This window comes from Pantoea sp. CFCC18177 (assembly GCF_059412425.1).
On sequence record NZ_JBNBPL010000004.1, the window covers coordinates 102,466 to 124,454 of the forward strand.

The 21,989-nt window shown below is 53.1% G+C and carries 20 protein-coding genes and 1 riboswitch; of the genes, 10 read left to right on the forward strand and 10 right to left on the reverse strand.

The genetic code is table 11. The features are described from left to right. The first annotated feature begins 112 nt into the window (after positions 1 to 112). From ACPUC8_RS06010 to msrA, 3 genes are all read left to right on the forward strand, one after another. On the forward strand, positions 113 to 358 hold the full coding sequence (locus ACPUC8_RS06010; protein ID WP_039337220.1) for a ParD-like family protein: 246 nt from the start codon (positions 113 to 115) through the stop codon (positions 356 to 358). Further along, entirely contained in the window at positions 355 to 1,137 is a 783-nt protein-coding gene (gene map / locus ACPUC8_RS06015; RefSeq protein WP_494925762.1) for a type I methionyl aminopeptidase, read from the forward strand. Before ACPUC8_RS06010 ends, map begins: the two co-directional genes overlap by 4 nt. 91 nt (positions 1,138 to 1,228) lie before the next feature. Further along, complete coding sequence (msrA, locus tag ACPUC8_RS06020) at positions 1,229 to 1,762, forward strand: peptide-methionine (S)-S-oxide reductase MsrA (RefSeq protein ID WP_494925763.1); 534 nt, start codon at positions 1,229 to 1,231, stop codon at positions 1,760 to 1,762. On the opposite strand, the gene ACPUC8_RS06025 is transcribed toward msrA, so the two are convergent. Continuing rightward, positions 1,759 to 2,664 (reverse strand): LysR family transcriptional regulator, encoded by a 906-nt coding sequence (locus ACPUC8_RS06025; protein WP_039337212.1) that lies wholly within the window; start codon positions 2,662 to 2,664, stop codon positions 1,759 to 1,761. The genes msrA and ACPUC8_RS06025 overlap by 4 nt on opposite strands. Before the next feature lie 139 nt (positions 2,665 to 2,803). Here ACPUC8_RS06025 and hpxD point away from each other — a divergent pair, with 139 nt between their 5' ends. Both hpxD and ACPUC8_RS06035 read left to right on the forward strand, forming a co-directional pair. Next, positions 2,804 to 3,835 (forward strand): molybdenum cofactor-independent xanthine hydroxylase subunit HpxD, encoded by a 1,032-nt coding sequence (hpxD, locus tag ACPUC8_RS06030; RefSeq protein WP_039337210.1) that lies wholly within the window; start codon positions 2,804 to 2,806, stop codon positions 3,833 to 3,835. An 11-nt stretch (positions 3,836 to 3,846) separates the two neighbouring features. Next, a complete protein-coding gene (locus ACPUC8_RS06035) occupies positions 3,847 to 4,812 on the forward strand; it encodes a PDR/VanB family oxidoreductase (protein WP_039337208.1) in 966 nt (321 codons plus the stop codon). 1 nt (position 4,813) lies between these two features. On the opposite strand, the gene ACPUC8_RS06040 is transcribed toward ACPUC8_RS06035, so the two are convergent. Together ACPUC8_RS06040 and ACPUC8_RS06045 are read right to left on the reverse strand one after the other, a co-directional pair. Beyond that, positions 4,814 to 5,221: a hypothetical protein gene (locus ACPUC8_RS06040; RefSeq protein WP_039337206.1), complete on the reverse strand. Its 408-nt coding sequence runs from the start codon at positions 5,219 to 5,221 to the stop codon at positions 4,814 to 4,816. Positions 5,222 to 5,631: 410 nt separating this feature from the next. After that, positions 5,632 to 5,901: a hypothetical protein gene (locus ACPUC8_RS06045; protein WP_039337490.1), complete on the reverse strand. Its 270-nt coding sequence runs from the start codon at positions 5,899 to 5,901 to the stop codon at positions 5,632 to 5,634. Positions 5,902 to 6,240: 339 nt separating this feature from the next. Here ACPUC8_RS06045 and ACPUC8_RS06050 point away from each other — a divergent pair, with 339 nt between their 5' ends. After that, positions 6,241 to 6,444 carry a con-10 family general stress protein gene (locus tag ACPUC8_RS06050; protein ID WP_034822638.1) on the forward strand — a complete coding sequence of 68 codons (204 nt, stop codon included), beginning with the start codon at positions 6,241 to 6,243 and terminating at the stop codon, positions 6,442 to 6,444. 422 nt (positions 6,445 to 6,866) lie between these two features. Here the strand turns inward: ACPUC8_RS06050 and ACPUC8_RS06055 are convergent, their stop codons facing one another. From ACPUC8_RS06055 to ACPUC8_RS06065, 3 genes are read right to left on the reverse strand one after another with little or no spacing between them, the layout of a single operon-like run. Then, a complete protein-coding gene (locus tag ACPUC8_RS06055; protein ID WP_494925764.1) occupies positions 6,867 to 8,177 on the reverse strand; it encodes a c-type cytochrome in 1,311 nt (436 codons plus the stop codon). A 1-nt stretch (position 8,178) separates the two neighbouring features. Next, on the reverse strand, positions 8,179 to 9,951 hold the full coding sequence (locus ACPUC8_RS06060; RefSeq protein WP_494925765.1) for a GMC family oxidoreductase: 1,773 nt from the start codon (positions 9,949 to 9,951) through the stop codon (positions 8,179 to 8,181). 27 nt (positions 9,952 to 9,978) lie between these two features. Further along, positions 9,979 to 10,698 (reverse strand): gluconate 2-dehydrogenase subunit 3 family protein, encoded by a 720-nt coding sequence (locus ACPUC8_RS06065; RefSeq protein ID WP_494925766.1) that lies wholly within the window; start codon positions 10,696 to 10,698, stop codon positions 9,979 to 9,981. A gap of 420 nt (positions 10,699 to 11,118) precedes the next feature. Between ACPUC8_RS06065 and ACPUC8_RS06070 the strand changes: the two genes are divergently transcribed. The 4 genes from ACPUC8_RS06070 to ppk2 all read left to right on the forward strand — a co-directional run bounded on the left by ACPUC8_RS06070 (position 11,119) and on the right by ppk2 (position 15,477). Beyond that, entirely contained in the window at positions 11,119 to 12,138 is a 1,020-nt protein-coding gene (locus ACPUC8_RS06070) for a LacI family DNA-binding transcriptional regulator (RefSeq protein ID WP_494925767.1), read from the forward strand. A gap of 172 nt (positions 12,139 to 12,310) precedes the next feature. Next, positions 12,311 to 12,565 (forward strand): hypothetical protein, encoded by a 255-nt coding sequence (locus tag ACPUC8_RS06075; protein ID WP_156138024.1) that lies wholly within the window; start codon positions 12,311 to 12,313, stop codon positions 12,563 to 12,565. 358 nt (positions 12,566 to 12,923) lie between these two features. Continuing rightward, positions 12,924 to 14,543: an inorganic phosphate transporter gene (locus ACPUC8_RS06080; protein ID WP_494925768.1), complete on the forward strand. Its 1,620-nt coding sequence runs from the start codon at positions 12,924 to 12,926 to the stop codon at positions 14,541 to 14,543. Between the two features lie 25 nt (positions 14,544 to 14,568). Next, entirely contained in the window at positions 14,569 to 15,477 is a 909-nt protein-coding gene (gene ppk2, locus ACPUC8_RS06085) for a polyphosphate kinase 2 (protein ID WP_494925769.1), read from the forward strand. 38 nt (positions 15,478 to 15,515) lie between these two features. On the opposite strand, the gene ACPUC8_RS06090 is transcribed toward ppk2, so the two are convergent. The 4 genes from ACPUC8_RS06090 to ACPUC8_RS06105 form a co-directional block, all read right to left on the reverse strand. Next, entirely contained in the window at positions 15,516 to 16,283 is a 768-nt protein-coding gene (locus ACPUC8_RS06090) for a 3-oxoacyl-ACP reductase (protein WP_039326907.1), read from the reverse strand. Between the two features lie 26 nt (positions 16,284 to 16,309). Beyond that, positions 16,310 to 17,761, reverse strand: coding sequence for an acyl-CoA reductase (locus ACPUC8_RS06095; RefSeq protein WP_494925770.1), 1,452 nt, complete (start codon positions 17,759 to 17,761; stop codon positions 16,310 to 16,312). Beyond that, entirely contained in the window at positions 17,758 to 18,840 is a 1,083-nt protein-coding gene (locus ACPUC8_RS06100; protein ID WP_494925771.1) for a LuxE/PaaK family acyltransferase, read from the reverse strand. Before ACPUC8_RS06100 ends, ACPUC8_RS06095 begins: the two co-directional genes overlap by 4 nt. Before the next feature lie 100 nt (positions 18,841 to 18,940). Beyond that, positions 18,941 to 19,068, reverse strand: a riboswitch (TPP riboswitch). 80 nt (positions 19,069 to 19,148) lie between these two features. Continuing rightward, the gene (locus tag ACPUC8_RS06105; protein WP_494925854.1) at positions 19,149 to 21,830 is read right to left on the reverse strand and encodes a cation-transporting P-type ATPase; all 2,682 of its coding nucleotides are present in this window, start codon (positions 21,828 to 21,830) and stop codon (positions 19,149 to 19,151) included. Positions 21,831 to 21,989 lie beyond the last annotated feature (159 nt).

Genomic DNA, 21,989 nt, shown 5'->3' on the forward strand with positions numbered 1-21,989 from the left:
TAACCTTGCCATGTCTTCGGCGTGGTTGTTCCTGCCAATTTTTTCTTTGCACAATGCAAAAATGCACGTAACCTATATACAAAACATATGTGTTTCATATACGGACTGGATAATGGGTATCGTTAAAATATCGGACCTGATGCATGAGAATCTCCGCGTTGCCAGCACCGCGCTGAGCCGTTCGATCAATGCGCAGGCTGAACACTGGATGAAAATCGGTATGCTGGCCGAACTTTATCCCCATCTGAGTCATCATGAGTTGACGCGCCTGCTGATGCGCGTCGAACGCGACGGCGGCGCTGATTTAGCGCAGTTGCTCGACCAGCCTACTTACACTTCGCAAGGAATCGCGCAATGAGCATCAAAATACACACCGCTGCAGAAATCGAACTGGCACGTGCCGCCGGACAGGCCGCAGCAAAAGTGCTTGAAATTATCACCCCTCACGTCAAACCGGGCGTAACCACCGATGAACTGGACGCCATTTGCCACGACTATATCGTTAATGAGCTGAAAGTCGTGCCCGCGAACATTGGCTATCACGGCTATACCCGAACCACCTGTACCTCGGTGAATCACGTGGTGTGTCATGGTATTCCTGGCGATAAAAAACTGAAGCAAGGCGACATCGTAAATATTGACGTCGCCATTATCAAAGACGGTTGGTACGGTGACACCAGCCGCATGTATTACGTCGGTGAGCCCTCCGTTCGCGCGAAACGCCTGGTCGAAATCACCTACGAATCGATGGTGGCGGGCATTAAGGTGGTGAAACCCGGTGCCACGCTGGGTGATATTGGTGCCGCCATTCAGCAAGTGGCGGAGAAAGCCGGCTTCTCGGTGGTTCGTGAATATTGCGGTCACGGTGTCGGTCAGGTTTATCATGATGAACCACAAATTCTGCACTATGGTACACCGGGCACCGGCCTCGAACTGAAAGCAGGCATGATTTTCACCATCGAACCGATGATTAACGCAGGCAAAGCGGGCACCAGCGTGCTGTCTGATGGCTGGACGGTGGTGACCAAAGATCGTTCGTTGTCTGCACAGTGGGAACACACCGTCGCTGTCACCGAAACGGGGTTTGATTTGTTAACCCCTTGGCCAGAGGGAACAGGCGATTACGCGGCAATTTAAAAGCCTTTGCTAACAGTGACGCGTCTACAATTACCCGCTGTGTTCTTGTAAGATGCGCACCATTATTTTCTGCGTTCAGGGATTCAAGCTAATGCGTGAACAAGCTATTTTTGCCGGCGGCTGTTTTTGGTGTACCGAAGCGATTTTCCAGTCCATTGATGGCGTGTTAAGCGTGGAGAGTGGTTATATCGGTGGCCATCTGCCTTCGCCGACTTATGACCAGGTTTACAGTGACACCACCGGTCATGCGGAAGCGGTTAAAATCGAATTTGATCCGGCGATTGTCAGTTACGACGACTTACTCGATATCCATTTTGCCACCCATGACGCGACGCAGGAAAATATCAAAGATGGCGTCGTCCGCTCCCGGTATCGTTCCTCCTTGTTCCCCACCAGCGATGCGCAGCGCATCGCCGCAGAACAAGGCATTGCCCGCGCAGCAGCCGAACTCGGGAAACCGCTGGTGACGCGCCTGGAACCCTTGGCAGAGTGGTATGCGGCGGAAGATTATCACCAGAATTTCTGGGAAAAAGAGGGTCAAGAAAACGCCTTCTGCATGATTAACATTCCGGCAAAGCTGCAAAAATTGCGTAATAAGTTCCCGAAGCAGGCCACTGACGCTTAACGCCCCATCTGATCAATAACCAGCGTGATGCGCTGAATCACGTTCTGCGCCGCCCGTGACAACTGACGCGACGGCGCAGTACAGAGTGCCAGCGTCAGCGGGCGCATCACGCTGTTTTTAAGCGGCACAAAACAGAGCTGCTTCTCTTGTACTTCCGTCATCACATCCAACAAACTCAGCACGCATACCCCCGTGCCCTGCGCCACCAAACTTCGAATCAACCGAATATCATTGCAGGCGATACTGTTATCCGGTGCCATGCCCTGTTTTCGGTACAACGCCGCCACACGCTCATGCACCACCAGTGAATCACCGGGAATGATGTGACGTTCCGTGCTCAGCTGGCTTAGTGACAGCGAACCTTGTTTGCTCAGCGGATGGGAAGGTGCCATCACTATGCCCATCTCCAGTTCGGCAAACGCCAGCACATCCAACCCACTCTGCCCCGCCGGGTCGAGAATGAGACCAAAATCGATCGCCGACTGGCGGATCAATTGACTAATGGCATGGCTGTTATCCACGGTGAGTTCAAGCCGGAGCCACTGGTGCTCACGTGCAATGTCACCGAACGCATCTGCTACCGGTCCTTTGGTCAGTGATTGCACCAAACCCGCGCTGACATTGCCGCGTTTTAAACCCTGAATATCGTCGAAGCGTTGCCGCGTAACGCGAAATTCCCGCTGCCAGCGCATCACATCATCGTACAGCAACTCTCCGGCAGTAGTCATGCGCAGCCCTTCTGGCAAGCGTTCAAACAGCGGCGTGCCAAAGCTCTCCTCGGCCTGCAATATCTGTCGGTTAATCGCCGATGCCGAGACATGCAGTTTCTCAGCGGCCTTACGCAAACTTCCACTGCGCGCGACTTCCGCAAAATAGATTGAAAAACGTGAAAACGGACTCATGCGTCACCTGTACTGATTTTTGCAACAGTTTAGTGAATTCTTGCTGATGGATTTGTACAGGGCTAATTATTCACAATGTCCTGACAAAAATGAAGTCTTTCAGCAAGGCCTTTTGTGAGCCACAAACAGGAACATCACCATGCATACACCGACTCCTCCTGCACACTGTACGTTCGAGCCCGATGACTGGCTGCGCCTGGCGCGTCAGTGGCACCCTGTGGCGCGTTCTTGCGATATCACTGGCGCGCCGGGTAAAGCTGTCCTGCTGGACGAACAATTAGTGGTCTATCGGATTCATGGCAAAGTCGTGGTCGCGCGGGACGTCTGCCCGCATCGCGGCGTTCCATTAACACTCGGCTTTCATGATGAAGAGGGCGTGGTTTGCCCTTATCACGGCTTGCGCTTTGGTGAAGATGGGCGTTGCAATCGCATTCCCTCCAGTCCAGGCCAACCGATTCCTGCCAAGCTCAATTTGATCAGTTATCAAGTTGAAGAGCGCTTCGGGTTGATCTGGGTGTGCATCGCGCCCGATGCGGATAATCCGTCACCTTTGCCGAGTATGCCTCACTGGGATGACGTCGGTTTTCAGCAGATTAACTGCCCCGGTTTTGAAGTAGATGGGTTCGCTGGTCGTCAGGTGGAAGGTTTCCTGGATGTGGCACATTTTGCGTGGGTGCACACTGAAACCTTTGCCGATCCCAATAATCAGATCGTGCCGGCTTACAACCCCGTTGAAACCGACACCGGTTTTGCCGTGGATTACTGGAGCTCTGTGAGCAACTTCGCCGCCGACAGTCCGCAGCAAGCCCCTGAAGGGTTTGAATGGTTGCGTCATTTTGAAATGCATCTGCCCTTTACCGCCACACTCACCATCCATTTTCCCGGTGAATCACGGTTGGTGATCATGAATGCGGCTTCTCCGGTATCTGCCCGGAAAACACGGATGTTTGCCCCCATCGCGCGTAATTTCGATCTGCACGTGCCAGTGGAAGACGTGCACGCCTTCAATCTAAAGGTGTTTGAAGAAGACCGTTTGATGGTCGAAACGCAAAAACCGGAACGTTTGCCACTGGATCTGGCGCTGGAAGCGCACATTCCGGCAGACCGCAGTTCCATCGCCTATCGTCGTGGCCTGAAACGCATGGGCTTTGGTGAATTCTTTCTGGTGTAGTGGAGGCGGCCATGAAAACAGAATTGAAGGTTATAGTGGATGGTATCTACCGTCAGGGTCGTCATAACCTGAGCGTCAATCTGGTCGCGGAAAATGGTCAGCCACTGCCCGAATGGCAGCCGGGTGCACATATTGATGTTCATTTACGTGATGGTTTGGTTCGTCAATACTCGCTGACCGGTCAAAGCCGCATACGCAGCCATTATCAAATCTGTATTGCGCGCGATCGTCAGTCACGTGGTGGATCGCGTTACGTGCATGACTCGCTGAGGCCGGGGCAGGTGCTGAGTATCTCGGTACCCCGCAATCTGTTTCCCCTGCAACCCGCAGGCAAAGTGATTTTGATGGCCGCCGGTATTGGTATCACGCCGTTGTATGCCATGGCGGAAGCGCTGGAGTTGTCTGGCGTGCCCTTTGTATTGCACTACTATGTGAAACAGCGTGGCGATGAAGCCTTTCTGGCGCAGCTATCAAAGTCCTTTGCGCACGGCTTTTGTGAAATCTGGTACAGCAGTGAAGGCCACAGTCCACGCGACCACCTTCCCGCCGAGTTGCTGACGATCGCGGAGGATACCCATCTCTATTTGTGCGGTCCGCAAGAGTTCATGAAGCAGGTTACGCAGCAGGCCGCGGCTCGCGGCTGGCGCAGTGAGAACATTCACACCGAAGCGTTTAAGCCCGCGCTTCCCACATCAATGGCTATTGATGAAGGTTTCACTGTCACGATTGCCCGTACCGGGCAGCAATGCATTGTTTCTCCCGATCAAACCATCGCCCGTGTGCTGCTGGAAAACGGTGTCGATGTGCCGCTCTCGTGTGAAATGGGCATGTGCGGCGCGTGCCTGACGCGTGTCACTGAAGGCGAGATCGATCACCGCGATACCGTTCAGTCTGACGCCGAAAAATCCGGCGCTGAGCAGTACATTGCATTGTGCTGCTCACGCAGTAAGTCAGCGAACCTGGTGATCGACTTGTGACTTATTGAGTGCGCCACATGCGATACTGGCCCCAGAACCCAACTTCGGTGGCGTATTCCTGTGGCGTGCCATCTGCAATGATGTCGAGTGATTTGCGCATGCCCAGGCTCATCACGGAACAGTCATTGCTGACGCGTAATTTGTGCAAACCATTTTCCAGATAGGTAGTGACGAACTGATTTTGACGCAGCATCGCGACATCGTGACCATCTACATTCACGACAAATTTGCATGTCCCGCCGCTGGCACTGCCAATAAATTGTTTTAAGCGCGTGACGGTAACTGGTGTTTGTTTCTTACTGGCATCCGGTGTCACCAGTTGCTGATTAATGATGGTATCCGCTGATCCATAAGGTCTGGCACATCCCACCAACGTTAGAACGGCTAAAGCTAACAACACCTTTTTCATTATTATTTCCCTTAATTATGCTGCTCCATGCAGCATCAGGCATTATCGGCTATCGACTCAAGATCTTCAGTTATCGCGGCAAGGGCATAATGCGGCCCATTCAAGCAGAGAAGTGGATAGGTATGTTGGTGCGTATTGATAAGTGGCCTTTCTTTTCTGTGCGGGCTCTGCCGCCACTACTGCCGCACCGGGGCTGGCATTTCGCAGCGCTGAGCTGAGCGAGTATGCCAGGAGAGCCCGCAGGACGCGGGCGAAAGGTGGCGCTGGAACATGGATGTTCCATCGGCACCGGTCCGTAAGGCAGACGAGTGAAGTGAAGGCACCGCGTAGCGGCGCGAGGACCGCCAGCCCCGGTGCGGCCCCAGACGGCGTTATCGTCAGTCGCTTAACGGACAAGCATTACGGCAAGATCACGTGTTTCGCAGAGTAAAATCGCTGACGCTTTGCACCATATTGGCTGCTTGCTCGCTCAACATGGCCGAAGCTGCCAGCGACTGCTCGACCAGAGAGGCATTCTGCTGAGTTGTGATGTCGATTTGGCTGATCGCGGTATTAATCTGGCTGATACCGTCAGCCTGTTCAGTGCTGGCCTGGTTAATTTGTGACAACACTTCTTTCATGTTCACCACGTTCGACATCTTCTTCTGCATTTGCTGAATGGCATAAATTATTTCTCCCATTTAGCGAAGCGATAAGACTGCCTTAGTAGGCTCCCCTATTAACCTATGGAGGACAAGTAAACACACCAGCGAACTCAAGCTGCTTTACTTATGTGATTAATAACAGACAAGCTACCGCTTCGCTTATATTCCCCTACAACTTACTTTACTAGCACTATGAAATGAGATAACAATAATTTATCTTAATCTCGCACATCAAAAACAGGCTTTAATTGACTCATAGTTAAACAACAAAACCCGAGATATTAAAACTTAAGATTAATCCTGGCTTGATTATGGTAAAAACAACACTACATTTATTTTTGCTTTACGTTGGTATGAATATAACGAGGAGAACGCATGACGGACCCTAACAAGCATCCTGAAGAGGAAGAGAAAAAGACGCAACGTCGTGGGGGCACAGGGAACTTCGCCGAGGATAAGGAACGCGCAGCTGAAGCAGGCCGCAAGGGAGGCCAGGTGAGCGGCGGCAATTTTAAAAATGATCCTAACCGTGCCGTAGAGGCCGGCAGGAAAGGAGGAAAGATCAGCCGCCGTAAATAACACGCTATCTGAGATAATACAGGGTTAGTCTGGCTAACCTTCTTCACAACACTCTCCTGTCGTGTATTAGCGCTTCGCTTAAGTGCAAGATTAGCTTCGCCAGGAGAGTTATTCCCATCGAACCCATCAAAAAATCGATCATTTCTTGATCGATTTCTCACTAATTACCGCTTCGCTTATTAATGATTTTCTCTTTATTTATTAATGATTATTTAAAATTCCTGATTAAATAAGCAATCAATAATTAACCAACATATTTGTACAGACACCAACAAACTGTACACCTTAAAGGTAATTACAGTGTCGGTAGTTTAAATAATTACTAAACTGCAAAAGTAAAATCAGCAGAACAGCACTCCCCTGCAGCCAACAAAAAAGGCTGCCACCTCCAGAGAGATGGCAGCCTTTATCAGTTAACTCACTCAGTGTGATGCCATCTGCTCCGGGAGTGCCAGTTGAGCACGTGCTTTGGCAACCTCTTCAACGCTCACCGGTTTAGCTGCGTTCCCCCAGCTATTGCGTAAATACGTCGCTGCCGCCGCCACCTGCTCGTCAGAGAGCTTCCAGGCGAAGGATGGCATCGCACCACTGGTGGGGTTACCGGCCGTCACAGCGCCGCGCCCACCCTGCAACACCGTAGTGATAATGGAAGAAGCGTCATCGGCTAACAGGCCAGGATTGCCTGCCAGGCTCGCCGCAAGATTGGGGATCCCTTTACCGTCGCTGTTGTGACAGGCAGTACAGTTGGCCGAGTAGACATTCTCCCCCATCTTCATCTGCGCATTATCCAGCGAGAGTGGCTGAGGCAATGAGGTGGTAGATGCTGGCACCTGTTTCAGATATACCGCGATCGCTTTGAGATCATCATCCGTCAGGTGTTGCGTTGAGTTGGTCACCGCTTCAGCCATAGGGCCTGACGCAACCGCAACGTGGTTACTGCCGAGCTTGAGGTAGTCCACCACCTGTTGCTCGGTCCAGCTACCGATGCCGGTATGTGGATTAGGCGTGATATCAGGCGCATGCCACTCGCCCAGATTGCCGCCCTGCAGATAATCGCTACTGTCGCCACCAATCAGGTTTTTCGCCGTATGGCAGGCTGCGCAGTGTTCTGGCCCTTCCACCAGATACGCACCGCGATTCCATTGCGCCGACTGGCTGTTATCCACCTGGAATCCCGCGTTTTTAAAGAACAGCAGGTTCCAGCCCATCATGGCCAGACGAATGTTATACGGGAAGCCCAGATTCGTTTCCGGCACCTGATAATGGATTGGCTTCACCGAACGCATATACATCCACAGATCATGCATATCCTGATCGGTCAGCTTCACGTAAGCGTTGTATGGCATGGCAGGATAAAGATGTTCGCCCTCTTTACCTTTACCGTGACGCACCGCGCGGAAGAAATCACGTTCTGTCCAGCTGCCGATCCCGGTTTCGGTATCCGGCGTAATGTTGCTGGCATAAATGCCACCAAACGGGGTGCTTATCTTATAACCCCCAGCCAATGGCAACTTGCTCTCCGGCATGGTATGGCAAGCGGTACAGTCGCTGGCGATGGCGACGTAGCGTCCACGTTCAATAGCGGCACTATCTGCTGCCGTGGGCGGCTGGCTGGTCAATATCTTGTCGCTGGCGACGTTATCCGCTGAGGTATCGCCGTTGATCCACAGCATACCCGCTGCGACAGCCGCAGCGACCACCGCCACACCCGCAATCAGTTTGGTCTTTTTCATCTCACACCTTTACCAACGGACCTGGATTTTTCAGGTATTGCTCAATAATGGCTTTCGCCGTCCACAAGCTCAGTGCCCCAATCGTGCCGGTCGGGTTATATCCGGCATTGTTGGGGAATGAAGAGGCCCCAAGCACAAACACGTTGTGGGTATCCCAGCACTGCTGGTAGCGGTTGAGCACTGACGTTTTCGGATCGGTTCCCATCACCGCACCACCAATGGTGTGGTCGCTGGCGAAGTTGTAAGGCGAGTACGCGCCGGTGGCAGAGTTTGTGCCTAGCACCAGCTCTGCCCCCATCGCTTTACCTATCTCGACGCTTTTCTCCTCGATAAATTTCGCTGATTTGCGGTCGTTATCGTTATAGTCAAAGGTGACGCGCAGCAAGGCATTGCCATTGTCATCTTTGTATTCCGGATCGAGGTCGAGATAATAATCTTCGTGTGAGTAGCTAGTGCCTTGGCCGAATATAAAAGTGGTGTTCTGGAAAGCGTGGGTATAGGCCTTCTTCCAGTCTTTACCCCAACGTGGAGAGCCTGGCGGCAGTGCATCTGCGTTACCAATCGGACGCGCCCCGCGCGCAACCACCAGAATGCCTGCACCACCGATAAAGCCAAGACCAGTATGGTCAAAGTTGTCGCCATTCCAGTCATCAACCTGAGTTGAGAGCGCACCGGCGCCGATGTACTGGTTCAGGTTCTCATCTTTAAAGTGGATCGCTGCGCCAGAGACGGTCTGGAAGCTATAGGCACGTCCCACTACCCCCGTTTTGGTCACCGGATTGTAAGGCACCCCAATTTTCGACAGCAGCAACAGTCGTACGTTTTGCATCTGGAATGCAGACAAGATGACGATATCTGCAGGCTGTACCCACTCTTTTTTGTTTTTATCGAGATAGGTCACCCCGGTCGCGGTTTGACCATCTTCAGCTTTATTCACACGGACAACGGCAGAATCCGTTAATACGGTGAAATTCTCACGCTGCATCAACGCCGGGATTACGCAGGCGTTCGGACTGGATTTGGAAAAGTTACCGCAGCCGTAATAAAGGCAGTAACCGCAATAGGTGCAAGGACCCATGCGAACACCAAGCGGATTAACATAGGCGCGTGACGCCTGGCCCGCGGGCACCATAAAGGGATTGAGACCTATCTTCTTCGCACCTTCCGCGAAGATATCGGTCAGACGCATGCTTTCCAGCGCGGGTAAGGGGTACTCGCTGCTGCGATTTCCCTCAAACGGGTTGCCGCCAGGCACAGTTTCGCCGTTTAACTTACCTGCTTTGCCCGACACCCCCGCAATTTTCTCGAAGCGGTCGTAGAAAGGCTCCAGCTCGTCATAGGTCACCCCCCAGTCCTGCAGGATCACACCTTTGGCGATCTGCTGCTTGCCATATCGCTTTATTGTCTGGGTGTAAGGCTCAAAATCAAAGGGGGTGAAACGCCATGCCATGCCCGCCCAGTGCGTACCGGAACCCCCTACGTTGTAACCCAGCTCATTCAGGTTCCACTCACGGGTAGGGAGAGCGGTCTGCGTAGTGTTGTTTCGGAAAGTGGTGGTTTCAACGGCGGGGGGCAGCAGCATGCTGCGACGCGTATCCCAGCGCAGTTCATCGGTATCGACCGACGGCGGAAAATCAGTGGCGGTTTCAAACCATGGGCCACGTTCAATGGCAACGACATTCAGACCGGCGCGCGTCAACTCTTCGGCAATCAAAGAGCCACACCAACCCAGGCCGACAATGGCGACATCAGCTTTTGGACGGACGTTATTCATGTTTTTATTGCTCAGCTAAGGCGAAAATTAAAGGGTGTTATCAATCAGGCTGGTTGGGATGATGTTGAGCTTTTGCCCTTTTTTCGGTATCAGGTCACGGAAATCGTAACGCGCGCCGGGGAAGCCAATCATTTTCCAACTGGTCATGTCTTTGTTGCCGCCGTAAATCGGGTCAGCGAGGAAACCTTCACGCACGTTCTGTAGCAGCAATTCAAAGAACACCTTGGTTTCCACCTCTTCACCCAAATTAAGGCTGTTGTTCTCCATGGCGGTCAGTACCTGATCCTGCTGTTCGCCACTCAGCGACAGAAAGTTTTTGCCATAGTGTTGCTGCATAGCGTTGTCCAGTGCGGCAATGCCAAGGCGATAGCGTTGCGCAGGCGTCAGCGGAGATTGCGGCCCTTGTTCTGGCGTACCTTTGACAAACTTACCCAAACGATAGATCGCGACCGCATTGCCGTAATCACCCGCTAGCTGACGGTCGATAAAGATGGCACAGCCGGCCTCTCTGCCACTGAGGCTGGTTTCATCGGCCGGAATAAAACGTTCGGCAATAGCACCAACGGTGTCGAATTCATGTTGAGTAAGATATTGCAGGCCGCCTTTGCGGGGTGGTGCGGGTGGCGTCTGGACTTTGCCGGGTTCCCAAGGCTGACCGCCATTGACCTCTTCAGCCTTAGTCAGCGTCGGGATCGAGGAAGCCACGCCCAATGCGGTCATGGAGGTGAGGAATTCTCTGCGTTTCATATTTTCCCTGCTTTCACATTGCAAACCGGGCCAAATATCAGACGTATTTGTGCCTGGCATTGAGCCATATCAATAAGGATTAATGGATTAATTAGGACGTTGCCCAGTGGGCTTTTATTAGATTAACAACGAGGTAAGTTTTTACATTCAAATCACGGAATTAATTAAATCTTAACAACGCAGCAAAGAGTAATGACTCCCCCTGCGCTTTAAAAGGTTTTTATTGATGGTTTCCCATCATTTATTTTCATCATCCATCCACTGAGAAGCGGTAGAGTATCGTTTCGCCTCGCAACAATTAACATCTTGCCAGCGACGAGCAGTTACGCATAATACGGCACACGCAAACGCCATACTGTGATGCGAAACGCACTGAGTGTGGTTTAAATATTAGACATCTTGCTGGGGCACTGACTTAAAATGAAAAAGCTCACCCTGATAAAGGTTGCTGAACTGGCCGGGGTAGGGATTGCCACAGTGGATCGCGTGCTGAATGAGCGTGGCGGTGTTCGTCCTGAGACGGTGCGCAAGGTGTTGCGCGCAGCACGGCAGGCGGGCTTACAGCGTTTATTGCCCGATGATACCCAGCATCCATGGCAAATAGAGGTATTCCTCAGCAGTAATGGTACCTGGTTTTTTCAACAACTGGCGGATGAGTTTGCCAACATCGCCGACCGTCTTGGCTACCGAAAAATTAAATTATTCCGTACTCTGGTGAGCGAAAACCCACCCGATAAACTCGCCGAAAAGATAAAAAAAAGCAGTGAATTGCGGGACGGTATTATTGTTTATGGTCATGACTATCCGGTTATTCATGAAGCATTGGCGTATTGCAAGGATAGAGGTGTTCCTGTGATTTCGCTGGTTTCCGACTTAGCCGATTCTCATCGATTCTGTCATGTTGGAATAAATCAGTATCAGGCGGGGCGCACCGCCGGTTTATTAATGAGCCAAACCATGCCAAATGCAGGCGACGTCATCATGGTCAGCGGCCGTTTTGATTTTAGTGCCCATATCCAACGTATTTCCGGCTTTCGTGATGCCATAACACAACGTGCCCCTTGGTTGCGTTTACGCGAAGTGTTGGCCGGTGAAGATGAGCGGCATAAAATACGTGCTCTGCTCAATCAGGCATTACATCAATCCGATAATGTCGTGGGATTATATAATTCAGGCGATAATAACAGCGATATCAGTGCCGTATTGCATCAGCATCAGTTAACCAGGCGCTGCTGTTATATCACTCACGAACTGTATGATGTGACCCGGCAGCTTCTGCAAACTGGCGCCCTCGCCTACACATTAGATCAGAATGCACGCCAACATGCCGTGTTGGCGACCGATCTGCTCATTCGCTATCTTGAACAGGGGTTTATTCCCGACCTGTATCAAGACGGGCGCGTGGAACTGCGCATTGTGACTGCAGAAAATCTGGATTGATGCCAAAACTTCAACACGAACAAAGATAGCCCGCTTTAGAGACCGGCGCGTGGTTTTCAGCCGCTCATGAAGGTTATGTTCAGATATTCAATCAATTCGCATAATTATTCTGCATAGCGGGGCGATGGAGGTTTACACTGGCGCTCTTTATTGGCGTGCAGAGGATGCAACCGTGCTTTCAAAGATTCCCGATTATGAAACCGACCGCGAAGGCTATATGGAATTTATGACGCGCAGCAACGCGCTACGCATGGAGTTGCTGGTCCTGTCGGAGAAGTTCATTGAGGTCCATGGCTCTTACGAGGCCGGGATGGCTGAAATGGGTGAATGGCTGCTGAACTACGCTGAGAGCGCAATGATCCAAAAGGTGAGTCAAGGCCCCATCAGCAAAGCCTGGCTGATGGATGAACTGGAAAGGCGTCGGTAATCGTCCTGTAGCGTGGCACCCCTGTTCATCGCCGCGCAACCAATAGGGCTGAGGCAAATAAGCAAGATAATAATTTACTGCTGAAAATATAATTAATGGTAATCAGTTCTTGCGTTATATGACAAAAAAATGTCAAAAATAAAACAAGGGCGAGATCGTCGCCCCTTAGAAAAATAATAGAAATACTTTTACATTCAACTATTTATATTATAACTCTAAATTTCAACCTCTCAAAAATTTCATTTATATGACTATTTTTTGACAGTCCTGTCATAAAACTTTCATAAATTTTCTATATGTTAGCCACACAAAGCGTTGTGCTTATGCTGCTTTAGCGATCTATAGGAAATTTTCACTAATGAGCGATTACGTTACGCCTCAAGCTTTACATGTTGCCGCTACACCCTTGTCTTCTGCTCTCCCTCGCCCTACCCAAAATAGTAAAAAACCACTTTTCTTTTTTTGCATGGTGTTGCTGGCTGGCGTGCTATTTGCTGCCAGCCAACTCCTCGGCGATATTCAGCAAACCGGAGCAGCATTCAGCAGTTCGCTGCCGCTGATTCTGCTGGGTATTGCCCTATTGGCAGCCTTGGGTTTTGAGTTCGTCAATGGTTTCCACGATACGGCTAACGCTGTTGCTACGGTGATTTATACCCGCTCTCTCTCGCCGACGGTCGCAGTGGTGTGGTCAGGAATATTCAATTTCCTCGGCGTTTTATGCTCCTCTGGTGCGGTGGCCTTCGGCATTATTTCCCTACTGCCGATTGAACTGGTTATGCAAGCCGGCAGCAGTGAAAGCTTTGTGATGATCTACGCGCTATTGTTCTCCGCGATTATCTGGAACCTCGCCACATGGTGGTTAGGTCTGCCCGCCTCCTCCTCACATACCTTGATTGGCGCGATTATTGGCGTGGGTATAGCGAATGCGGTGATGCATGGACGTAGCGCACTGAGCGGCGTGAATTGGGGACAGGCGATGAATATTGGCAATGCCTTGATTCTTTCCCCGATTGTCGGCTTCGTCTGTGCTGCTCTGCTACTGGTTCTGATGAAGCGCATGGTAAAAAAGCCAGCGCTGTATAGCACCAGTCAGCAAGAAGGCGCACCGCCGATGTGGATCCGTGGACTGATGGTGCTCTCCTGCACCGGCGTCTCCTTTGCACATGGTTCAAACGATGGTCAGAAAGGCATGGGATTGATGATGCTGATTCTGGTGGCTGCCTTGCCCGTCACTTACTCTCTAAATCGTACTCTGCCTCCATCTGATATTCCGCAGCTGATTACCCTTGCGGAAAACAGCCAGGCACAGTTAATGCAATACACATCGGTCGCCGTTCCGGCTCAACCTGAAGAAGTGTTGACCACCTTCCTGCGCACCGGTGAGCGTGATGCCAAGGTGATTGCTGCACTGGCGCAGGTCAGTGGGAATATTGGCGCGACGCTGAAGCACTTCGGCGCGTTGCAATCAATCCCGGCAGAACAGAAACCCGAGGTGCGTAATCAGATGTATCTGGCGGCCGAAACCATCAAGCAACTGCAAGCCGATCACACCCTGGTTATACCCGTCGCAACACAGCAAAACCTTCAGGCGCTGAAAATCACCCTGAACGGCGCCACGCAATTTATCCCGACCTGGGTGAAAGTCGCCGTGGCGATCGCTCTGGGACTGGGCACTATGGTGGGCTGGCGTCGTATTGTCACGACGCTTGGAGAGAAGATTGGCAAAAGCCAACTCAACTATGCGCAGGGCATCAGTGCTCAGATGGTGGCGATGGGCACTATTGGCGCAGCTGATGCGTTTGGATTGCCGGTATCAACGACCCACGTACTCTCTTCTGGCATCGCGGGCACCATGGCGGCGAATCGCAGCGGATTACAGTTCGGCACACTGCGCAATATGGTGCTGGCTTGGGTGCTCACACTGCCTGCCGCCGCGCTGCTCTCTGCCGCGCTCTATTGGATAATGACGTCACTGTAACGCGCATTTTGACAGGGATAAGACAATGTCTGCACACGAAATAAACCATAACGATAATATTGACGCGCGTTTTTTACAGGAGTGCTACGACAGCTACGAAGAGTCACTGGAGCTGGAGTTAATGGAGTTTGGCCTTGCGGCTAATAATGATCCGCAAGAGATAGCCTGGCGACGCCGCTATTTTACCGAGCTGCTGCATTTGCAGGGTGAACTGGTGAAACTGCAAAACTGGGTCATCCGTACGGGTCATCGTTTGGTAGTGATTTTTGAAGGCCGCGATGCGGCTGGCAAAGGTGGGGTGATCAAGCGCATTATGCAGCGCCTCAACCCGCGCTACTGCCGTGTGGCCGCCCTTCCCGCCCCGAACGAACGAGAGAAAACGCAATGGTATTTTCAGCGTTACGTGTCGCACTTGCCGTCGGCCGGTGAAATCGTGCTGTTCGATCGCAGCTGGTACAACCGTGCGGGTGTTGAAAAGGTGATGGGGTTTTGCAGCGAGAGCGAAGTAGAAGAGTTCTATCACAGCGCGCCAGAATTTGAGCGCATGCTGGTGCGCAGCGGTATTCAAATCGTCAAATACTGGATTTCAATTACGGATGAGGAGCAGGAGATGCGCTTCCTCAGCCGTATTCACGATCCATTAAAACAGTGGAAACTGAGTCCAATGGATCTGGAGAGTCGTCGTCGCTGGGAGGATTACACCGCCGCCAAAGAGATGATGCTGGAGCGTACTAACATTGAGGAAGCGCGCTGGTGGGTGGTAAAAGGTGTGGATAAGAAAAAAGCCCGGCTGAACTGCATCCGCCACCTATTGCAGCAGGTGCCGTATGAAGCGGCCGAAGGCGAACACATTTCGCTGCCTTCTCGTATTCATCATGCCGATTATGCGCGCCATCCGGTTCCGGAGAGCATGATGGTGCCGGAGAGTTACTGATCTCAGCAAGGCGACCATACGGTCGCCCTACGCCAGTCTCACCCCATCACCAACCCGCCATCTACATACAATGTCTGCCCGGTGACAAACTCGCTCCAGTCCGAGGCTAAAAACAGCACCGGACCGGCGACATCACCCGGTTCGGCAATACGGCGCAGTGGCGTTTGGGCGGTGATAAAATCGCGTACCTCTTCCCGCGTCGCGCGGCTGGCATCGGTCGGATATACCAAACCCGGTGCGACACAGTTGACGCGAATGCCGAGCGGCCCCAACTCTGCGGCCAACGAACGGCTGAACCCGATCAAGGCGGATTTGGCTGTCACATAGTCGTGGTACGGCACCGAAGGACGGGCAACCAGATCGCTCGACAGGTTGACGATGCTGCCGCGTGCCCGCGCACGCATAAGTGGCAATGCGGCCTGGCAGACGTTATAGGCCGCCCCGACTGCACCCTCAAACTGGCTCTGGTAGCCCTGCCATGAGGTTTCCCAAAAGCGCTGGCGATTGTCGGTATCAAACACATAAGGAGCAAACGCATTATTGATCACCGCATCCAGACGCCCCGTGGTATTGACGATTTTCTCCATCATCGCCGCCACCTGCTCAGGTGACGTCACATCCGCACGGATCGCCACAGCCGCACCGCCCAAGGCTTCACAGCTTTTTACCACTTCGGCTGCGGCCTCCTCACTGTGTAGGTAATTCACCACCACCAGCGCGCCCTCAGCGGCAAAGGCTTTGGCGATTGCCGCACCAATGCCTCGGCTGGCGCCCGTGACCAAAACCGTGCGATCAGCAAATTTCATAGATTACCTCCTGTAGAAAAACACCTTCAGTCAGCGTAAGGCGCGAATTTTTCTGCCGCCTGTTCCGCTGCGTGTTCAATTTCGGTCATGGTGACAAGATCCAGCAGGCTAAAGCGCCCATCGTGGTGCCAGCCTGCTGCGGGCGACGTCATTGCACCAAAGGCGGTGATACGCGTTACGCCCACTTTCCCCAGTCGCGAAGACAAGCGAAACAGTGCATCCGGTTCAGCCGCCACTGCAGCCGTCTGCAAATAGATTTTTTGCCGGGCAATCAGTGGAATCGCGTCTTCAATGTCATCCACGGCAATCACTTTCAACGTTCGCCCAAGCGCCGTGGGTGAGAGCGCTTCACCTACATCCACACACACCACAGCCCAGCTATCGGTTGCTTCGCCATACAAGGTGCGATCGCCCTGCAATGCGCGGATCTCTTCGGTGCTGCGCCAAGTGGCGAAGTGATGGGCCTCAGCCTGCGAAAGTATTCGACGTGGATATTTACGTGCCAGAACCTGCAACTCATGGGCGAGATAAGCAGCAAACTCCTGCGGTGAGACGCGTCCACCGCGCTCCACAAAGAGCATTTGCGGTGAATAACATCCGGCCTGGTCATAGCGCATCATGTCGAATGCGGCGCGGCGCGCCAGTTCCGTGCCCTGCCGCACATCCAGCGCCGACCGCGCCACCAAGCCAATGCTGATTTTGTGGCCGTGCGGCAGAAAACGGATGGTGACCGGAAGCTGCTGCTGAATCGCTCTAAGCGTTGGATTGCCGCCGTAAGCCATTACCACATCGGGCTGCTGGAACCACGCTGCTTCTGCCGTGCTGTCGCCGCCCTTCCACCACACCACCGCCAGGCACTCACCCAATTGCGGGTCGATGTCGGCCAGCAGTTGGGCAAACCATCCCGCCATCATCGGCTCTGCGCCGGGCAGTTTGCCGACCGTGCCCGCTTTGACCAGCAAACCGCAAATCAAACTCCACAGCGGCAACCCCGGCACATTACCTGCCCAGATATGCAGCAATAATTCAGGTCCAAACGCGCGCGCAAAGCCACCGCTGGGGCGCGGCTGGAAATCATCCAGTATTTGCGGATCGGTAAAGTCCTCTGCCAGGAACCGTTTCAACTGAGGCTGGCGAAAGGTTTTGAGATAGCCAGTCAGCCCGGAGCGGATCATCTCGGCATCAAAACCGGTGACGATGGGCAGTAACGCTTCCGCTTTGCTACGCAGTGGATGGTTGCGGTCCAGCAGACGCGAAATCGCTTCACCTACGATGGCTACAATCCTGGTCACACTAAGTGTGCTCAGATAGTCACGCGCATGGCGGCGGATATGACCGCTCAACTTCTCGATTTGCGCCGCGTTGAGATCCGGCACGGCGACATCCAGCTGTTTACCATGATGGGTGAAGCTCAGCGTATGCCACTGCACCTCGGACGATGTGAAGCCGCTCGGCAGGTAACCCGCGCTCTCTTTCACAGGGCACCTTGCGTGGCTGCGAGAAATTCGGCCATCGCCAGTGAACACCCTTTTGCATCCGCGCCCGTCACCCGCCCCAGTAACTGGAAACCGCCTGCTACGGCAACGCCTGCATCTTCAGTCAGAAGAGCCGACACCGAATTGAAATGGGCCAGATCGTGATGCACCAGCACCCCGATTTCCCCCTCGGGCACATCCTCACCCGTAAGTGGATTGACCACCCGCGTACGGATCCAGTGCGGGCCTGATTTTACCGACGGGCATTCAACATTGCCGTTGTCATAAAACTGGCTGCTGAGTTCAGTCATGCCATACATGTTGATGCACTGTTCACGCGGTACGCCCAACGCTTTGGTCAGCGCGTTGTAAAAATCGTCGGCTTCGACCTCGCGTGACTGCCCTTTAAATCCGCCGGTGTCGAGTATCCGGCTGCCCTCGGGCAAGGAAAAACAGCGCCCCTGACGTTGCAACTCATCCATCAGATGCACAAAGCTGTAGCTGGCCCCCAGCAGAGCATAAGGCTCACCGCAGATCTCGGCCTGATCGAGTGCGGCAAACAAACGCGCCCAGTCAATGCCACTGTCATTCAACATCACTGCACTGTCGGGTGTGCCGAAGGTGTGTTTTGCCAGCGTCAGGTAATGCGCCAGTGAGGAGTTCGGCAATGCGCTGCTATCGGGGAATAAGACGCCCATGCGGATACGTTCCCGGCCTGCCATAAATCGCTGGCGGAAATTGAGCGTCATGGAGCATTTCCATACATCCAGCGTGGGATGATAACTGCGCCCTTTCACCGTGCCAGTGGTGCCACTGGTCATAAATATCGCCTCCACGTCATCCGTGGCATGGCAACTCAGCGTGAGATCTTTAAAAGCCGTGATTGGGATAGCGGGGATGGCGCGCCAGTGTTTTACCGTGAATGGTGTACGTCCACGCTTAATGGCAAAGCGGCGGTAAGGTGGATTGTGCTCAAACTGATAAGCAAAGATAGCGAGTGCCAGACGGTTGAAATCGTCATCGCTGGTGTCCTGACGAGACAGAAAGGTCAGTAGCGCATCGATAAGTGCAGCTTCGGTCATGGATTCCACCTACTGTGATTGTGCGAGGTCTCTATCAGGCAAAGCCTGGTGAGGATGTTCTGTCCGCTACAAAGCACAAAGATGGAATCAGGGCGTGGAAGTGCCCTGTGTCCCGCATCCCTACGCCGGTATTAGCCGGATCAGGTTCGGAGGGTCACTACGTTGCCAGCGACAAATCGCCAGCGGGTAGAATCTCAGCCCGCTACTCGGGCACCCCTTGGAACAAGCGGCAGTCTAGGATGTTGCTCGCTCAGGTGTCAAGCCAGCAGAAAAAGGACAGCACCCACGTGTGCGGGTGCTGTTGATGTTTACGCGGTTCTGAATTTGCGGGTTAACGGCTTCTCGATTTCAACAATCAGGAACATCACAAATCCAATGATGAAGGTGATCACCCAATAGCGGAATGGAAGTCCGGTGGTGCCAAACAGCATCTGCATAAAGGGCGCGTAGATGATCAGGAGTTGCAGCACTAACAGCACCGCACTGACAATCCAGATCCCTTTGTTCATCAGTAAGCCTTTAGTCAACGAGAAGCCATCGGAGACGCGGCAGTTGAGCATATAGAACCACTGTGCGGTCACCAGCGTTTGCAGTAACACGGTACGGATAAACTCAGGGGAATAGCCACGCGGCTGTAACCAGGCTTCCAGCACAAAGGCGCTGACGGCGATCATCGAACCGACAAAAATCACGCGCCAGACCGCAAAACCGTCCATCACGTGCAGCTTAGGATCGCGTGGTGGGCGGCGCATGATGTTCTTCTCTCCCGCCTCAAAAGCCAGGCCAAAGGAGAGCGTGGCGGACGTCGCCATGTTCATCCACAGAATCAGTACCGGCGTGAGAGGAATCAGGTTCCCCGCCAACAGCGCGATAATGATCAGCAAGCCCTGTGCAAGGTTAGTGGGCATGATAAACAGGATGGTTTTTTTCAGGTTATCGTACACCCGACGCCCTTCTCGCACCGCGCTGGCAATGGTGGCAAAGTTATCATCGGTTAACACCATATCGGCAGCTTCTTTAGTGACTTCGGTGCCTTTAATCCCCATTGCCACGCCAACATCGGCTTGTTTCAGCGCTGGCGCATCATTCACGCCGTCCCCGGTCATCCCGACCACCTCTTTTCTACTCTGCAGCGCCTGCACCAGACGGAACTTATCCTCGGGGCTGGTGCGGGCAAAAATATCGTAGGTCTGCGCCGCTTCGCTCAATTGGTGATCGTCCATCACTTCTAACTCACGCCCGGTAATGGCGCTGTTGGCATTGCCGATACCCAGCATCTGACCAATACTCATCGCCGTTTGCGGGTGGTCACCGGTGATCATTTTCACGCGGATACCGGCTTGCAGGCAGTCACCAATCGCGGTGATCGCTTCAGGGCGCGGTGGGTCCATCATCCCGGCGATGCCCAGCAAGATCACCCCCTGCTGCAGGTCAGCGTGATCTAACTCTGTTTGCCCCGGTGAGGAAGGTTTCCAGGCTGCCGCCACCATGCGCAGACCTTCCCGCGCATATTCCTCGATTTTGGCCTCCCACCACGGAAGATCCAGCGGCTGCAGGCCCGCTTCCGTTTGCTGCTGCTGACACAGCCTGAATAAAACATCCGGTGCGCCGGTAATCAGTATCCGCTCCTCATCACCGATGCGATACAGCGTCGACATGTATTTGTATTGCGAATCAAACGGAATTTTACTGCGCAGTTCAGTGGTCACCACCGGCAACTGCCCCTTGGCCGCCAACACTTTTAACGCGCCTTCCGTCGGGCCGCCGGTGATTTTCCAGAACCCGCTGTCATCCTTAATCAGTTGGCTGTCATTGCACAGATCGATGGTGCGCAGATAGCGCCCCAGCAATGAGTCTTCAGTGACCGTAACAGGGACTGCATCATCTGATTTGTGAATCGCCCCTACCGGTTCATAGCTGTCACCCTCAACCCGGTAGATATGATCGGCGGTGATCACCGCTTTGACCGTCATCTCATTCATGGTCAGGGTGCCGGTTTTATCTGAGCAGACCACCGTCATGGCACCCAGGGTTTCCACCGTCGGCAGTTTACGGATGATCGCCTTCTGCTTCGCCATGACTTGCACACCGAGAGAGAGGATGATGGAGATAATCGCGGGTAATCCCTCTGGAACGGACGCTACTGCCAGGCTTATCAGTGAGAGCATCAGTTCAGAAACCGGCATATCCCGGAACAGCAAACTAAAGACGAACAGTGCTGCCATCATGACCAGGATGAGCACGAAAATGGCTTTACCCAGCTTATCCATCTGTACCATCAAAGGTGTACGATGTTTTTCGATGTCGGACATCATCTGGTTGATGTGCCCTAACTCGGTTTCCCCCCCGGTCGCGACCACCAGGCCCTTACCCCCACCCGAACTCACGGTGGTACCGGAAAACAGCAGGTTGGTGCGATCGCCTAAGGGTAGATCGCCGCTCAACGCCTCGGTGCCTTTCTCTACGACCGTAGACTCCCCGGTAAGGATCGCCTCCTCCACCCGCAAATTATGGGCTTCGATAACGCGCAAATCGGCAGGAATACGGTCACCGGCGCGGATCACCACCACATCACCAGGCACCAGTGCCGTGGTGGCTACGGTTTCATGCTGGCCTGCGCGCACCACCACCGTTTCACTGGAGAGCATATTGCGAATACTTTGTAGCGACTTTGCCGCGTTACTCTCCTGGATATGGCCAATCAAAGCATTGACCACAGCTACACCCAGTATCACGGACATATCGACCCATTGCCCCATCACGGCTTTCAGCAACGCGGCAGCCAGCAGGACATAGATTAGGACATCGTTAAAGTGGGCGAGAAAACGTAGCCATGCTGGCTTGCCGGGTTTCTGCGGCAGCGCATTTTCACCATATTGTAGTAGGCGGGCTGCAGCCTCCGCACTGCTAATACCCTCAATTGAACTCTCTGTCTTCCCTAGCGTTTCATCGACCGAGAGTTGATAGTACGCACTGTCCGATTTAGCCATATTATTCATCGCTTTCTCCTCAAATCCTGTTTCGGAAATCAAGGCGGTGATATCCCGTTATTAACAGAACCACGTCGAATACAAAGACAAACTTCCGCAAATTGCCTGAGATGAGCCCCGTTTATAACTGAAAGATATGCAATTAGTCGCTACTCACAG

Bases quoted from the DNA above. Each gene is read 5' to 3' on its own strand.
- ACPUC8_RS06010 (WP_039337220.1), top strand. From the start codon at position 113: ATGGGTATCGTTAAAATATCGGACCTGATGCATGAGAATCTCCGCGTT.
- map (WP_494925762.1), top strand. From the start codon at position 355: ATGAGCATCAAAATACACACCGCTGCAGAAATCGAACTGGCACGTGCC.
- msrA (WP_494925763.1), top strand. From the start codon at position 1,229: ATGCGTGAACAAGCTATTTTTGCCGGCGGCTGTTTTTGGTGTACCGAA.
- ACPUC8_RS06025 (WP_039337212.1), bottom strand. From the start codon at position 2,664: ATGAGTCCGTTTTCACGTTTTTCAATCTATTTTGCGGAAGTCGCGCGC.
- hpxD (WP_039337210.1), top strand. From the start codon at position 2,804: ATGCATACACCGACTCCTCCTGCACACTGTACGTTCGAGCCCGATGAC.
- ACPUC8_RS06035 (WP_039337208.1), top strand. From the start codon at position 3,847: ATGAAAACAGAATTGAAGGTTATAGTGGATGGTATCTACCGTCAGGGT.
- ACPUC8_RS06040 (WP_039337206.1), bottom strand. From the start codon at position 5,221: ATGAAAAAGGTGTTGTTAGCTTTAGCCGTTCTAACGTTGGTGGGATGT.
- ACPUC8_RS06045 (WP_039337490.1), bottom strand. From the start codon at position 5,901: ATGGGAGAAATAATTTATGCCATTCAGCAAATGCAGAAGAAGATGTCG.
- ACPUC8_RS06050 (WP_034822638.1), top strand. From the start codon at position 6,241: ATGACGGACCCTAACAAGCATCCTGAAGAGGAAGAGAAAAAGACGCAA.
- ACPUC8_RS06055 (WP_494925764.1), bottom strand. From the start codon at position 8,177: ATGAAAAAGACCAAACTGATTGCGGGTGTGGCGGTGGTCGCTGCGGCT.
- ACPUC8_RS06060 (WP_494925765.1), bottom strand. From the start codon at position 9,951: ATGAATAACGTCCGTCCAAAAGCTGATGTCGCCATTGTCGGCCTGGGT.
- ACPUC8_RS06065 (WP_494925766.1), bottom strand. From the start codon at position 10,698: ATGAAACGCAGAGAATTCCTCACCTCCATGACCGCATTGGGCGTGGCT.
- ACPUC8_RS06070 (WP_494925767.1), top strand. From the start codon at position 11,119: ATGAAAAAGCTCACCCTGATAAAGGTTGCTGAACTGGCCGGGGTAGGG.
- ACPUC8_RS06080 (WP_494925768.1), top strand. From the start codon at position 12,924: ATGAGCGATTACGTTACGCCTCAAGCTTTACATGTTGCCGCTACACCC.
- ppk2 (WP_494925769.1), top strand. From the start codon at position 14,569: ATGTCTGCACACGAAATAAACCATAACGATAATATTGACGCGCGTTTT.
- ACPUC8_RS06090 (WP_039326907.1), bottom strand. From the start codon at position 16,283: ATGAAATTTGCTGATCGCACGGTTTTGGTCACGGGCGCCAGCCGAGGC.
- ACPUC8_RS06100 (WP_494925771.1), bottom strand. From the start codon at position 18,840: ATGACCGAAGCTGCACTTATCGATGCGCTACTGACCTTTCTGTCTCGT.
- ACPUC8_RS06105 (WP_494925854.1), bottom strand. From the start codon at position 21,830: ATGGCTAAATCGGACAGTGCGTACTATCAACTCTCGGTCGATGAAACG.